Source organism: Psychrobacter sp. A3 (assembly GCF_028823565.1).
Lineage (GTDB): Bacteria > Pseudomonadota > Gammaproteobacteria > Pseudomonadales > Moraxellaceae > Psychrobacter > Psychrobacter celer.
Genome location: NZ_JAPEHS010000002.1, coordinates 42,111 through 57,368 on the forward strand (window position 1 = coordinate 42,111; position 15,258 = coordinate 57,368).

12 protein-coding genes are annotated in these 15,258 nt (G+C 47.6%); 10 read left to right on the forward strand and 2 right to left on the reverse strand.

What is annotated here, in order from left to right; genetic code table 11:
* The first annotated feature begins 174 nt into the window (after positions 1-174).
* Genes uvrA through NK638_RS00820 form a run of 4 tightly spaced genes read left to right on the forward strand, consistent with a single transcriptional unit; the run spans position 175 to position 4,083 of the window.
* A complete protein-coding gene (uvrA, locus tag NK638_RS00805; protein WP_274631539.1) occupies positions 175-2,733 on the forward strand; it encodes an excinuclease ABC subunit UvrA in 2,559 nt (852 codons plus the stop codon).
* A gap of 56 nt (positions 2,734-2,789) precedes the next feature.
* Positions 2,790-3,533, forward strand: a complete 744-nt coding sequence (locus NK638_RS00810) for a M90 family metallopeptidase (RefSeq protein ID WP_274631540.1) — start codon at positions 2,790-2,792, stop codon at positions 3,531-3,533.
* A gap of 38 nt (positions 3,534-3,571) precedes the next feature.
* Positions 3,572-3,829: an AraC-like ligand-binding domain-containing protein gene (locus NK638_RS00815; RefSeq protein WP_274631579.1), complete on the forward strand. Its 258-nt coding sequence runs from the start codon at positions 3,572-3,574 to the stop codon at positions 3,827-3,829.
* Positions 3,826-4,083, forward strand: coding sequence for a helix-turn-helix domain-containing protein (locus NK638_RS00820; protein ID WP_274631541.1), 258 nt, complete (start codon positions 3,826-3,828; stop codon positions 4,081-4,083). Before NK638_RS00815 ends, NK638_RS00820 begins: the two co-directional genes overlap by 4 nt.
* Before the next feature lie 165 nt (positions 4,084-4,248).
* Here the strand turns inward: NK638_RS00820 and NK638_RS00825 are convergent, their stop codons facing one another.
* On the reverse strand, positions 4,249-4,905 hold the full coding sequence (locus tag NK638_RS00825) for a hypothetical protein (RefSeq protein ID WP_274631542.1): 657 nt from the start codon (positions 4,903-4,905) through the stop codon (positions 4,249-4,251).
* A gap of 154 nt (positions 4,906-5,059) precedes the next feature.
* On the opposite strand from NK638_RS00825, the gene NK638_RS00830 reads away from it, so the two are divergent.
* The gene (locus tag NK638_RS00830) at positions 5,060-5,560 is read left to right on the forward strand and encodes a hypothetical protein (RefSeq protein ID WP_274631543.1); all 501 of its coding nucleotides are present in this window, start codon (positions 5,060-5,062) and stop codon (positions 5,558-5,560) included.
* A 282-nt stretch (positions 5,561-5,842) separates the two neighbouring features.
* Here NK638_RS00830 and NK638_RS00835 read toward each other — a convergent pair whose 3' ends face one another.
* Positions 5,843-6,895, reverse strand: coding sequence for a hypothetical protein (locus NK638_RS00835; RefSeq protein WP_274631544.1), 1,053 nt, complete (start codon positions 6,893-6,895; stop codon positions 5,843-5,845).
* 275 nt (positions 6,896-7,170) lie between these two features.
* On the opposite strand from NK638_RS00835, the gene NK638_RS00840 reads away from it, so the two are divergent.
* The 5 genes from NK638_RS00840 (at position 7,171) to acnD (ending at position 15,122) form a co-directional block, all read left to right on the forward strand.
* A complete protein-coding gene (locus NK638_RS00840; RefSeq protein ID WP_274631545.1) occupies positions 7,171-8,226 on the forward strand; it encodes a LysR family transcriptional regulator in 1,056 nt (351 codons plus the stop codon).
* A gap of 278 nt (positions 8,227-8,504) precedes the next feature.
* Positions 8,505-9,812 carry an NRAMP family divalent metal transporter gene (locus NK638_RS00845; protein WP_274631546.1) on the forward strand — a complete coding sequence of 436 codons (1,308 nt, stop codon included), beginning with the start codon at positions 8,505-8,507 and terminating at the stop codon, positions 9,810-9,812.
* 428 nt (positions 9,813-10,240) lie between these two features.
* The gene (gene prpB / locus NK638_RS00850) at positions 10,241-11,134 is read left to right on the forward strand and encodes a methylisocitrate lyase (protein ID WP_105245810.1); all 894 of its coding nucleotides are present in this window, start codon (positions 10,241-10,243) and stop codon (positions 11,132-11,134) included.
* 112 nt (positions 11,135-11,246) lie between these two features.
* Positions 11,247-12,377, forward strand: coding sequence for a bifunctional 2-methylcitrate synthase/citrate synthase (gene prpC / locus NK638_RS00855; RefSeq protein WP_274631547.1), 1,131 nt, complete (start codon positions 11,247-11,249; stop codon positions 12,375-12,377).
* A 99-nt stretch (positions 12,378-12,476) separates the two neighbouring features.
* Entirely contained in the window at positions 12,477-15,122 is a 2,646-nt protein-coding gene (acnD, locus tag NK638_RS00860; RefSeq protein WP_274631580.1) for a Fe/S-dependent 2-methylisocitrate dehydratase AcnD, read from the forward strand.
* Positions 15,123-15,258: the final 136 nt, after the last annotated feature.

Consider the following 15,258-nt stretch of genomic DNA (forward strand, 5'->3'; position numbering starts at 1 on the left):
CGTGCTAAGATATTTTCTTAACACGCTCTTTTTATGTCATTTAGGTATAAAGTTATCGTTTTGTCTCTCTATGCTATGAATACGTAAGCTTAGCTCTAGCCTACAGCCAAGGTGTGCTAACCTCTCGTTAATCAAATCTTATAATAATAATGCGTTAAGAGGAAAGACTGCCGTATGGCCAAGTACAATAACACAAACTCCCACGACCCTTATAGTACTCCCAATCACCAGCGAAACAAGCAACCAAACAGCCACGTTCAAGTCCGAGGCGCACGCGTGCATAATCTAAAAAACGTCGATGTTGATTTGCCACGTGATGCCCTGGTGGTGTTTACGGGTATATCAGGCTCAGGGAAGTCATCGCTGGCGTTTGGGACTTTGTTCGCCGAATCACAGCGGCGTTATCTGGATTCGGTGTCGCCGTATGCAAGGCGTCTGATCGATCAAGTGGATGAGCCAGATGTCGATGCCATAGAAGGCCTGCCTCCCGCAGTCGCCTTACAGCAGCAGCGGGGCACGCCTTCTGTACGCTCCTCCGTTGGTAGTGTCACGACCATATCAAACGGCTTGCGGATGTTGTACTCACGAGCTGGCGAGTACCCAGCAGATCAAGACATGCTCTACGCCGATGCATTCTCGCCCAATACGCCAGAGGGGGCGTGCCCAAGATGTTCGGGTATTGGCCGAGTGTTTGATGTGACCGAAGAGTTGATGGTGCCTGATGGTAGCAAGTCCATTCGTGAGCGGGCGATTGCATCGTGGCCTGGCGCTTGGCAAGGACAAAACCTAAGCCGAATATTAACCACGCTTGGCTATGATATCGATACGCCGTGGCACAAATTGTCCAAAAAGTCTCGCGACTGGATTTTGTTTACCGATGAGACGCCAACAGTCCCGGTCTATCCTGAATACGATATGGCGCAGACGCGTGCTGCGATTGAAAAAGGTGAAAAGCCCAATTATATGGGCACCTATATCAGCGCCAAAAACTTTATCCTAAATGCCTTTACCACCACGCAAAGCCCACGGGTCAAAAAACGGGTCTCGCAGTTTATGCAAATCTCTGTATGCCCAGAGTGCCACGGTAAAAAGCTCAAAAAAGAGTCGCTATCAGTAAAGTTTGCAGGGCTGGATATCGGCGAGCTGTCGCAACTTACATTAACTGATCTAGCATTAACGCTGCAAAAAACAGCGCATGCAAAAATCGAAGATGACACCCCCAACCGTGAAAAAGCTATCGTCGCACAGCGCATTGCTAGTGATATATTAGCGCGTGTTGAAGCGCTAACGAGACTGGGCTTGGGTTACTTGTCGCTTGAGCGCACCACGCCGACATTATCGCCAGGTGAGCTACAGCGTCTAAGATTAGCCACGCAAATACGCTCGCAGCTGTTTGGGGTGGTGTATGTGCTTGATGAGCCATCCGCAGGCTTGCATCCTGCCGACACGCAAGCACTGCTGGGGGCATTGGATGAGCTCATCGCCGCTGGCAATTCAGTGTTTGTCGTCGAGCATGATGTGAGCGTTATTCGCCATGCCGATTGGGTGGTCGATGTCGGACCCAAGGCGGGCACGCATGGCGGCGAAATTGTCTATAGCGGCCCTGTAGAGGGTTTGCGTCAGGTTGCTGCATCAACAACCGCGCAATATCTCTTTACCGATAAAGAGACGGCGCACAAAAAACCGCTTAGAAAACCTAACGCTTGGCTAAAGCTTGCTGATATAGAGCGTAACAACATCCAAGGGTTAAGTATTGCGTTGCCACTAGGCGTGATGACTTGTGTCACTGGCGTATCGGGATCAGGTAAATCGAGCTTGGTCAGTCAGGCGCTAGTTGAGTTGGTTAATGAAGCCTTAGGGAAAGAGGTGGTTACCCAAGCCGCAACTGATGAAGCGGATTTACTAGAGCAGGAGTTTGAGACGGTCACTAAAGGCCAAATCATTGCTGGCATGGACAAAGTCAGCCGCCTTATTGATATCAATCAAAAAGCCATTGGTCGTACGCCGCGCTCAAACCTTGCCACCTATACAGGGCTGTTCGATGATGTCCGTAAATTATTTGCGGCAACGGCGGAGGCCAAAGCATGCGGTTATGATGCGGGACGTTTTTCCTTTAACACGCCAAAGGGTCGCTGCCCCAACTGTGAAGGCCTAGGGTTTGTCAGTGTCGAGCTGCTATTTTTGCCGAGTGTTTATGCGCCTTGCCAAGTCTGTCACGGTCAGCGCTATGATAATGACACGTTGGCGATTACTTACCGAGATAAAAACATCGCTGAAGTGCTGGATCTCACGGTAGAATCTGCTTATACCTTTTTTGATGGAGAAGCCTCGATATTACGTGCTTTAGATGCTCTCTTGCAAGTTGGTCTTGGCTACTTGCGGCTGGGGCAGCCAGCAACTGAACTGTCGGGCGGCGAGGCGCAGCGTATCAAGCTTGCCACCGAGCTACAACGTACCCAGCGTGGCGATACGCTTTATATCCTTGATGAGCCGACCACTGGCCTACATCCTGCCGATGTGTCGATGTTGATGGCGCAATTAGATGCGCTCGTAGAGGCAGGCAATACCGTCATTATGGTTGAACACGATATGCAAGTGGCCAGCAATAGCGACTGGATTATCGATATTGGGCCGGGAGCAGGGGATGCAGGCGGGCAAGTCGTTGCTCAAGGTATACCTGAGGATGTGGCAACATCAAAGACCAGCCAAACTGCACCGTTTTTATTGATATAGCGTTAATTGGCGCAGTATTATCATCATTGCATATCGTTTAACGTTAAGGAACAACCATGTTTGGCATGATAAAAGACTGGCGTGAGCAGCGCATACTAGACAATAGTGAGTTTACCACGGCTGATTGGCGGCAAGCTGCCAAGCGCATTGTGATACTTGATAGACTAAATGAGGACGAAAGGAGCCGTCTGTTTGAGCTGGCGACGTTATTCTTAGATGAAAAGTCGATTACCGGTGCGCAGGGCTTTAAGATTACCGATAAAGTCAGACTGTCTATTGCCTTGCAAGCTTGCCTACCGATTCTAAATTTAGGGCTGGAATGGTATAAAGGCTGGTCTTCAGTCATCATCTACCACGGCTCATATAAAAGTGAGAGCACCACTGTTGATGAGTTCGGTATCGTTCATGAGGGCCAGCAGCATCGAAGCGGAGAGGCGTGGCAGCGTGGGCCTGTGATACTGTCATGGAAGGATGCCAAGCACTCAGGCGAGCGTGACGGTCATAATGTGGTCATTCATGAGTTTGTGCATAAGCTCGATATGTTAAATGGCCGCGCCAACGGATTTCCGCCCATGCACCCTGATATGGATCCGGCGCGCTGGACGGAAATTATGAGCCGTGATTTTGAAGACTTTCAAAATCATCACAAGTCAGGACTGGATCGCTATGGTGCGACCAATCCAGCGGAGTTTTTTGCGGTGCTTAGCGAAGTGTTTTTTGAGACCCCGCAAAAGCTATTCGATGCGTTTCCTGATATTTATGACATTATGGTGAAGTTTTTTCAGCAAACACCGCTGTAGTCTTTATAGCAAAACCGTAAGTCATAGATGTAATTTTAATCACGTTTCCGCTGACAGGCGATGTGCGCTTTATTCAAAAAAATCGCTCACTGAGCGCCAAACCTGGCCAGTTTTTTATTGAGCTGTCCAACTTACCTTATGAGTTTTATCATCTGCATGAAGTGTCATCGTATGTGATCAAAGTCCCGTTAACCTTGTTAAGAGCGCAGTCGGGCACCATTGAGCAGCAGTTTGCCCGCAGCTTGTCTATCGACGAAGGTGCAGGCAGATTACTGGGTTACTGGTGTTTCAGATGAAGCAAATTTTGACGCTGATTCATCATCTTTCTGTTAAATACCTGCACAAACTCTTTGCCAGCCTGCCTTATAGCTTTTCGGAATGGGTCAAGATGCTGCGCTTAAAGCAGGCTAATCATATTCTAAAATCAAAGAGCTATGTCACCATTGAAGAAGTCGCTCATAGGGTCGGCTATGGCGACCAAAGTTACTTTTCTCGCATTTATAAACAGTATTTTGGTTATCCACCTCAAGATACGCCCAGCACGGAATAACAAGGTATTATTAACGCTAAACTGAAATACTTGAAAATAAGCAATAACACAGTCTTTTATATTTATATATACGAATATATAGCATAAAGACAGCAAAAAAGGGCAGGGCATCATGGTTGAGCGTCAACATTCTGCTGTTTTAGCCACTATTTGCGTATAAATGCACTAAATCGTCCACTGGTCAGTGATAACGGCTACCAGATAACGCTTACCTTGATAGTCATCAAACACCAAGCGCAACACCCGCCAGTCTAAACCGCTGTATTCATCACTACCTTCATAGTAAAACTCAACGACATCAGAGTTTTGATATATTTTATTTAGGTTATTGATACTGTTGCCACTTTTTTGAAACTCATTGACGCTAAGGGTAGCATCATTAAAGGTTTTGGCCTTTACCCAAGTGTCTAGGTACTCTGGTAGCGGTATGATTAATGGCTCACCAGAGCCGTCACGTTCACCCCAAGTAAAGCGGATTTTGGACTGCTGCAAATACTGGGCATACTGTTCACGGCTAAAGACCTTATCGGACTCAGGGCGCACATAGGCATACATGGAGAAACGCACACCACGGGTAGGATGAATGTCTTTGGTGATTCTGGCATAGTCGTTATTGGCAAGTGCACGCTGGATGCGTAACGCTTGCTGTTTGAGCGTTTGCTGGCTCATATCCGTGGTTACGGGGGTGTTGGTGGATTGCGCCGATGCATTTATAGTGGACTCAGCTGAGGATTGACAGCCTGTTGCTGCCAATACAAAGGCGAACATACCACTTGTCATTATCGAAAAATAAGGGGGCTTTAACGCTGCAAATAGGGTCATATTGTGTCCTTATGATAGCCATTACTGGGAGTATGCAAAGCGACAATCATTAATCATCTCAACCTGAATGATACGATAAGACAGCACAGCCCTCATATGAGTGTGATGTAATGGTTAATAGCTATTTGTGTAAAAAAATAGGGTAAATTGACCCATGCAGATTATTAAACCATTGATACCCATACTGATATCGCTCGCGACAGGATTTGCGATGTTTGCTCATGCAGCAAGTAATGTTACAAAGAGTAATACCACAACAGGCGCGCAGACATATAACGCGCAAAAACTACAAACCATTCGCCAGATGTATGAGCAAGACATCCGTAATGAAGGGATGGATAATCCAGTCGTCCTGCAACAATACGCCAATACAGCGCTGCAAAACGCCATGCAGTTAGAACAAACATATTTTGAGACAGCGCAAATGTCTTGTCATGTGGGTTATGATGTACTATGGAACTCACAGGATCCTGATTATCAGCAAGACAAGCAGTTTGCTATCACCGATAAAGGGCTGGTTAAAGTCAGCTTGGCACAAGGCGGCGATGTCTATTATGATTTGACTTGTGATAATAAAAATTGCCAAGTGGCAGACGTGATATTAACGGATCAAGGAAAATCGCTGCGTGAGCATTTGCTAAAAGCTTGCCGTTAGTTTGAGAAAAGTATGGTAATGGATTGGTTTGGTGACGGATTGGTTTGGTGACGGATTGATGATTTGCTGGGAGCATCAATAGAAAGTAACGTAAGTAAAATCGTCGAATCAGTATTTATAAAAAGCTTATCGGTAACCTATTAAAAGCATTGGTTTGTTTTCGCATAATGTATATTATGTTAAATAAGGTCTATAAAATATTATATCAGTGATTATATTAGCGCTTACTAGATATTGCCTTGCTAAGCACTGTATGGTCAGTCCACCCTACAAGGAACATCATTAATCATTGGTCTCGCGGTACAAGGTGGTTTGTGATTCATCTTTAAATTCTTCGTAAGTAATCACAGGCTCAGCATCCAACTCAGTATCCAAATCCTCATCCTCACTGGTTGAGGCAGCATTGTTTTGATTTTCATCAGCTGGCTGCTCGGTTGTGGCGATTTCGTCTGATTTATCCGAGCTAAGTGCTGCAGCAGAGTCGCTTGACGCTGTATGATCAGCAGTTGCACTGGTGTCTGTCATCGCATCTTGCTCTTGCTGAGTCGCTACAGCTACAGTGCCCGTGGTTGCTGCATCGTCATTATCAGGGGTTGTGGCTTCTGTACTTTGTATAGGGTTGTCTTTTGTATCGCTAGAGAAATAAGTGATGGCGGCATAACCCAGCACGGCCGCTGCCAAAAGTACTGAGCCGATACCGATAATGAGTGTGGATGGTTTGCGTTTACTTGCCAGCGCTTGCTCGTCTTGAGGATCGATACTTCGGCTTTGAGAGTCGGTAATTTGATAGCTGCTAGCCTCAACCTCTGTGCTGGCAGCCGCTTGACGATCCTGTGGTTCATGGTCGTCGATGTGATGCTTTGGCGCTACGCCGCTATCTATTTCTACAATATCTGCGCTAAATACACTGCCCGCCCCTTTGTCAGTATCTAACCCACCCTCAGGCGTTGATGTTGATACACTGTGAGAAGTCGTGCTATCTGGCTCAGAAAAATCCAGCGTAAAATCAAGTTTGTCGTTGTCGCGCTCAGTATCTGGTGCCGCAGCTGTTGGGTTTTTTGGCGGCTGTTTTGGCTGGCTGTCATGCTTATCTTGACTGGCAAACCATTGTAGCTCTTCGTCGGTCAGCGGCTCATAAGCAGGCAGATGATGTGCGCTTTTTAGCGGCTCTAGTTTTTTATGAGGCTCAGGGTGCTGCACGCGTTTCAAAAAACGCTTGTAGATATCACCATTGCGCTTGTCTCTGCGATTTTTAGCATTGGCAATCTTTTTTGCCAACTTTGTATCAAGCTTTGCTTCAAGATCAATACTACTGTCATTATTTATATCGTTCATAGAATGATACCGAGCCAGTTATACTATTACCATTAGATAAAGGATGATACAGTTTATTTGCCAAATGTAACAGCACCGTTACGGCCAATATAATTGCCTACTGCTCTATCTTCAAGCACAATTTGTAGGTTTTACCTATTTACCCTTACAGGGCGCGCTTGATTTTTTCAAACGTATGATGGTTCTTTCATCATGTCAGGCGCGTTGCCAACGTTTTAAATCAAACGATTAAAATACAGTATAAAGATAACAATAGATATAACAGGCACTCAGATATGGATTTAAAACAACTGAAGGCGTTCATTGCGATTGCAGATCTACGCAGCTTTAGCGCAGCGGCAACCCAGACAGGTTTGTCGCAGCCAAGTCTGAGTCGCCTGCTCAAACAGCTTGAGACAGAGATGGGGGTGGTGCTCATTGATCGTTACCATCGGCCGCTGCATTTGACAGATGCGGGGGCGTTTTTTTATGAAAAAATCAGTGCCGTACTGACAGAGATTGAGGCAGTCACCAGCATGACTCAGCGCTTATCTATGCCCAGTAGCACACTCAATATCGGCTTTGTGCCATCGGTGTTGTATGGGCTACTACCCGATATTATCGCCACCCTAAAGCAGTCAAACCCTGACATCGATGTCAATCTTAAAGACATCAGCTCTTATCAGCAGATCGATGCCCTAAAATCTGGCGAGATTGACATTGGTTTTGGGCGCTTTGCTCACCAAGATCCTTGGATTCAGCAGATACTCCTACGTCATGAGCGCTACGTGGTGGCCTTGCCCAAGGCGCATCCGCTCGCGCAGGTGCGTGCGCAGCGTTTGATCGATTTGGCAAATAACCGCCTGATTTTATACCACCAAACGCATCTACCGATAGCCACCACAGTATCGACAGCTTTTTCGTCACCAAAGACTAAGTCGCAAGCCTCTTCGCCAATCGATACCGATTCTGCAGCTCAGCAGCATACGTCATTGGACTCTCAAGCGCCGCTAGGACAAAACGAGCCGATCACCGAGCCGCTGCTGCATTTATTTGCTCAATATGGTGTATCACCATTTATGACCACGACAGTGAGTGACTTACAAGTGGCGCTGGGCCTAGTGGCGGCAGGCGAAGGTATCACGCTGGTGCCTGCCAGCCTAAGCACTGTCCGTACCGAGCAGATCAGCTATCAGCGCCTCATTCACGAAAACGCCACCTCCCCTATTTATTTACATACGCTCAAAGACTGCGTTCATCCAAGCATCCCCGACCTACTCACCGCGACGTATCAAGTGTATGAGCAGCGCGGTATCACCTATCGACCACAAAAATTTGCCTCGATGCCTTAAATTATCAGATATCGAACGATTATTATGTTATAAAGAACGGCCAAAAAAATTCGTCCAAACTCTTGATATTTATATGCAATTATGCTAACTATCAAGAATGGGCATGCAAACAATTAGTAATAGTTATTAGAATAATCATTCTCCTGAACAGCTTCGGTGTGCTAAAGTCGATAAAAGATGAATCGTTTTATTAAAAGTAATAAAACGATTCATGACCGTTCATTGGCAGACTGACACAGGTAAGTGATGATTTGCCGTTCAAACATCTCGAGGTATTCATGTCCACACAACCACTCAACAACTCTCGCATTGCAAGCACCGACGCGACCGACAGCGCAACCGATGAGGCGCAGCAGCCCAAGGGCTTTAGCTGGCGTATCTTTGGCCCAGGGATTTTGATGGCGACGGCCGCTATCGGCGGCTCGCATCTGATCTCATCAACGCAGGCTGGCGCGATATATGGCTGGCAGCTTGCGATCATGATTATTTTGGCCAACGTCGTTAAGTATCCGTTTTTTCGCTTTGGTACTGATTATGTCTATGACACAGGTGAGAGTCTGATTGCTGGCTATGCCAAGCGCTCAAAGGTCTATCTTTGGGTGTACTTTATCCTATCTATCTTGTCTGCCGTCATCAGTACCGGCGCTGTGTCACTGATTGCTGCGGTGATATTAGGCTTTATGCTGCCCGCCTCTCTTGGTCTATCGACGATGACGTTATCGTTCATCATCGTGGCCGTGTCATGGTTCTTTTTGATTGCAGGTCACTATAAGTTACTCGATGGCGTGACCAAATGGATCATGATTGCTCTCGCGACGGCTACCGTTGCGGCGGTCATCATCGCGGCTGGCAAGCCGACCGTGATGGCGGCTGACTTTGTTGCCGCCTCGCCATGGAATTTGGCGACACTAGGCTTTATTGTGGCGTTGATGGGCTGGATGCCCGCGCCATTAGAGTTTGCTGCCATTACCTCTATGTGGACCTCTGCCAAGGTCAAAACCGATCATACGACCCACCGTCAGGGCTTGCTAGACTTTAATGTCGGTTACTCAGTATCTGCGATTTTGGCGCTGTTTTTCTTATCACTTGGCGTGTTTGTGCAGTACGGCTCAGGACAAGAGATTGAGCTGGTTGGCGGCGCTTATATCAATCAGTTGATCAACATGTACACAGCGACCATCGGTGAGTGGTCGCGGCTGCTGGTCGCCTTCGTCGCCTTTATGTGTATGTTTGGCACCACCATCACCTGTGCCGACGGTTATGGCCGCGCCAATGCAGAGTGCTGGCGTTTGCTCAAAGGCGAAAAGGAAATCAACAAAAAACAAGTCGCGTTTTGGACAACTTATGCCATCGGTGGTGGTTTGGTAATCATTACCTTCTTTACAGGTCAGCTCGGCGCGATGCTCAAGTTTGCTATGATTTCTGCCTTTGTCTCAGCGCCCATCTTTGGCTGGCTCAACTACTCACTGGTGAAAAAGCATAAAAAGCTCTCAGCTGGCATGAATGCTTGGTCGATCGCTGGGCTTATTTTCTTAGCCAGCTTTGCGTTGTTGTTCTTAGCCAACCTAACCGGTATGTTTGGCTAGAGAGCATAAAAGCACCTCTTTCTTAAGCGAATAAGGCTCAAGCCATAAAAGCCCTTTTAGCATTTTTAATATTGCTATTAGGGCTTTTTTTTGGCGACTAGATAACGCCCCTGCTCCTTTGCTTTGTCAAAGCCTGCCAGCGTAGATGTAATTGTAAATAAATGTAAATAAACCACCGCCAGTACTTTTATGATTTAAAGGATATAAATAATAAATCAAAGAAATAATGATTTTTTGGATAATGCTATTTGAAATACGAATAGATTTACTTTTATTTCACTGATAAGTTAGCAATCATTTATAAACCTAACTTAGCAGGGTCTTTGCATCGGTAGATATTTGGGTATAATCAAAAACTAATACGATCAACCTCACTTTTTACTTTTTATACTCAGTGTTTTGCATAAAACGATAACAAGGACCACCACATGACTTCTTTATCCGCTGGCGCACGTTTTCGCCAAGCTTTGGCTCAAAAAAACGACCAAAACCAACCCTTACAGATCGTCGGTACTATCAACGCCTATACCGCGATGATGGCGACCCAAGTCGGTCATCAGGCCATCTATCTATCAGGCGGCGGCGTGGCCAATGCGTCTTTTGGCTTACCTGATCTGGGCATGACCAGCCTTGATAATGTGCTAGAGGATGCGCGCCGTATCACCGACGCGGTAGATACGCCGTTATTGGTCGATATCGATACTGGTTTTGGTGGCGCTTTTAATATCGCCCAAACCATCAAAAAAATGGAAAAAGCGGGCGTGGCTGCTGTACATATCGAAGACCAAGTGGCACAAAAACGCTGCGGCCATCGCCCAAACAAAGAAATCGTCAGTATCTCAGAGATGGTCGATCGCCTAAAAGCGGCCTTAGATGCCAAAACCGATCCTGATTTTGTGGTCATGGCGCGCACCGATGCGTTATCGGTCGAAGGGTTAGACGCGGCGGTTGAGCGTGCCGTTGCTTTTGCTGAGGCCGGCGCTGATATGATTTTTGCAGAAGCGTTAACCGACATCGAGATGTATCGCAAGTTTACCGATGTGCTCGATATCCCTGTACTGGCCAACATGACAGAGTTTGGCCAGACTGATCTATACACCACCGATCAGCTATATGGAGTGGGTGTCGATATGGTGCTGTACCCTTTATCTGCTTTTCGCGCGATGAACAAAGCCGCCCTCAATGTCTATCAGCATCTATTAGATGACGGCACACAAGAAAACGTCGTCGATACCATGCAGACCCGCATGGAGTTATATGATTTCTTAAACTATCACGAGTTTGAGCAAACGCTAGACAAACTGTTTGCAGATAACAAGTAAGCACTGATTAATAAGTGTCAATCAATAAGTATCTATAGTAAGTGCTTATCACTATGACATCACCCTTTTCGTCAATTACCCAAACAAGCCACCTAAAAAAAGGAATTCAACCATGGCAGCACAAAAAGAATTATCAGGCGCAGGCCTACGTGGTCAAGTCGCAGGCAAGACCTCGCTATCGACAGTTGGCAAATCAGGCTCAGGTCTGACCTATCGCGGCTACGATGTCTCTGAGCTGGCGGAAAAGTGTATCTTTGAAGAAGTGGCGTATTTGCTACTGTATGGCAACTTGCCCACCCAAAGCGAGCTTGATGCGTATCAAGCCAAACTCAAAAAAATGCGCGGCCTACCGCAAGCGCTAAAAGACGTACTCGAGCGCATTCCAGCGGACTCGCATCCTATGGACGTACTGCGTACAGGCTGCTCGATGCTAGGTAACCTTGAGATGGAAACCGACTTTGATCAGCAAAATGATAAAACCGATCGTATGCTGGCGGTGTTCCCATCTATCATCAACTACTGGTATCGCTTTAGCCATGACAACGTGCGTATCGAGACCGAAACGGACGATGCTACTATCGGTGGGCATTTCTTGCATCTACTCAAAGGCGAGAAGCCAAACGAGCTACACGAGCGCGTGATGAATGTCTCATTGATCTTGTACGCTGAGCATGAGTTCAATGCCTCGACCTTTACCGCCCGCGTCTGTGCATCTACGTTATCGGACATTCATTCTTGTGTCACAGGTGCGATCGGCTCACTACGTGGGCATTTGCATGGCGGTGCCAATGAGGCTGCGATGGACATGATCGAAGGCTTTGGCTCACCGGATGAGGCCGAAAAAGAGATGATGGCCATGCTGGCGCGTAAAGATAAAATCATGGGCTTTGGTCATGCGATCTATAGCGAGTCGGATCCGCGTAACGTCGTCATCAAAGGTTGGTCTGAAAAGCTGGCGGCTGACGTCGGTGATGAAGTGCTATACCCAGTATCGGTACGCTGTGAGGAAGTCATGTGGCGCGAGAAAAAACTGTTTTGTAATGCTGACTTTTTTCATGCATCAGCCTATCACTTTATGGGTATCCCAACTAAATTATTCACCCCGATCTTTGTGTGCTCGCGCCTAACTGGCTGGGCGGCACACGTGTTTGAGCAGCGCGCCAACAACCGTATCATTCGCCCAAGCGCGGAATATACGGGCGAAGAGCTGCGCCCATTACCGGACATCGGCGCGCGCGGTTAATTTTCTTAAATAACAGCGATTTTTAATAACCCTTCTTAGTAAGGATGATCCGTCATGACAGACAACAAACAGCCGTTAACGCAAGTTAATCCGCAAACCATGAACGATAAGTACAAAAAACCCTTGCCCGGTACCCAGTTACATTACTTTGATGTCGAGCAAGCGGTCAATGAGATCGAGCCTGGTGCTTATGCCAAACTACCTTTTAGCTCAAAGGTATTATGCGAAAACCTCGTGCGTCGCTGCCCACCTGAGGATTTGACCGAAGCACTGTCACAGCATATCTACCGGAAGCAAGAGGTTGACTTTCCTTGGTATCCTGCCCGCGTGGTATGCCACGATATCTTAGGTCAGACCGCGTTTGTCGATTTGGCAGGCCTACGTGATGCTATCGCAGCGGAAGGCGGTGATCCTGCCAAAGTAAACCCCATCGTACCGACGCAGCTGATCGTTGACCACTCATTAGCCGTAGAGCACGCAGGCTTTGAAGAAGATGCATTTGAGAAGAACCGCGCGATCGAAGAGCGCCGTAACGAAGACCGTTTTCACTTTATTAACTGGTGCCAGTACGCCTTTGACAACGTCAACGTCGTACCGCCTGGTAATGGCATCATGCACCAAATTAACTTAGAGAAAATGTCGCCTGTCGTACAAGTGGTTGCCGACCAAGACGGCGATGCTATCGCCTTCCCTGACACCCTAGTCGGCACCGACAGCCACACGCCGATGGTCGATGCGCTCGGCGTTATCTCTATCGGTGTCGGCGGGCTAGAGGCCGAAAGCGTGATGCTGGGCAATCCCTCATACATGCGCTTGCCAGATATCATCGGTGTCGAGCTGACAGGTAAACTACAAGAAGGCATCACTGGTACCGATTTAGTACTGGCGATGACCGAGTTTTTACGCACTGAGGGTGTGGTATCATCTTATTTAGAGTTCTTTGGTGAAGGTGCACGAAACCTGACTGTTGGTGATCGCGCCTCCATCTCTAATATGACCCCTGAATATGGCGCTACTGCTGCGATGTTCTCTATCGATGAGCAAACCATTGATTATCTGCGTCTCACCGGACGCTCAGAGCAGCAAATCAAAATCGTAGAAGCTTATGCCAAACAAGTTGGTCTGTGGGCGGATGGCCTAAAAGATGCTGAGTATGAGCGCGTGCTGCATTTTGACTTATCAAAAGTGGTGCGTAATATCGCAGGACCGTCACGTCCCCATGCGCGCGTATCAACGACAGACCTTGTCAAGGAAGGCATCGCCCACGGTGAAAATGAAAAACTACCAGAACCAGAAGATAGCCAGATGCCAGATGGTGCCGTCATTATCGCTGCGATCACCAGCTGTACCAACACCTCAAACCCGCGCAACATGGTGGCCGCTGGTATCGTCGCCCGTAACGCAGTGGAAAAAGGCCTCATTCGTAAGCCTTGGGTGAAGTCCTCACTAGCCCCTGGCTCAAAAACCGTTAAGCTGTATTTAGAGGAAGCAGGGTTGTTACCTGAGCTACAAAAGCTAGGCTTTGATGTTGTGGCCTTTGCCTGTACCACTTGTAACGGTATGAGCGGCGCGCTGGACCCAGATATCCAGCAAGAAATCATCGATCGCGACTTATTTAGTACCGCTGTGCTATCGGGCAACCGTAACTTTGATGGTCGTATCCATCCGTATGCCAAGCAAGCGTTCCTCGCCTCGCCGCCGCTTGTGGTTGCTTATGCTATCGCAGGCAACATTCGCTTCGATATCGAAAAAGACTCACTGGGCAAAGACCAAGACGGCAACGATGTGTATCTAAAAGATATCTGGTTTGACGATGCGGAGGTCGACGCTATTGTCAAATCAGCGGTCAAGCCTGAGCAGTTTAATCAAGTGTACATCCCGATGTTTGATGAAGCCAAAGCGCAGGCAGGCCGTAATGAAGCGTCGGTCATCGACCCGCAATATGACTGGCGCGAAATGAGTACCTATATTCGCCGTCCACCGTATTGGGAAGGCAAGATGGCGAAGAAAAACACTCTAAAAGGCATGCGTCCGTTGGCAGTACTCGGTGACAACATCACCACCGATCATTTGTCGCCGTCTAATGCCATCATGGGTGATAGCGCCGCTGGCGAGTATCTCGATACCATGGGCTTGCCTGAGGAAGACTACAACTCGTACGCCACCCACCGCGGCGATCACTTGACTGCGCAGCGTGCCACCTTTGCCAACCCGAAGTTGCTTAATGAAATGGTACGCGACGAGGACGGCAACGTCATTCAAGGCTCACTCGCTCGCGTAGAGCCTGAAGGTCAGGTCATGCGTATGTGGGAAGCGATTGAGACGTATATGAATCGTGACCAACCGCTGATCATCATCGCAGGCGACGGCTATGGTCAAGGCTCAAGCCGTGACTGGGCTGCCAAAGGCGTGCGTCTTGCTGGTGTGGAAGTCGTCGTGGCTGAAGATTTTGAGCGTATCCATCGTCAAAACCTCGTCGGTATGGGTGCTCTCCCCGTACAGTTTGCGCCTGGTATCAACCGTGAGACGCTCAACATCGATGGTACAGAAATCTTCGATATCGAAGGTGAGGTATCCGCTGGTGGCGATATGACACTGGTGATTCATCGCAAAGACGGCACAGTCGATAAAGCGCCTGTTATTTGCCGTTTAGATACGGCTGATGAAGTAAAAATGTACAACTCTGGCGGTATGCTGCAGCGCTTTGCCAAAGAGTTTATCGAAGGCACGCTAGATATTGCGTAAGCGTTAAGGCATAGCGTATAAGTAATAAATAAGCCGATGTTGTATAGAGTGTCTATATGGCATCGGCTTTTTTAAGCTTATAATCTCTAACTATTTGAATTTGGCGTAGGCTGGGTTTTTAACCCAGCATCACAAT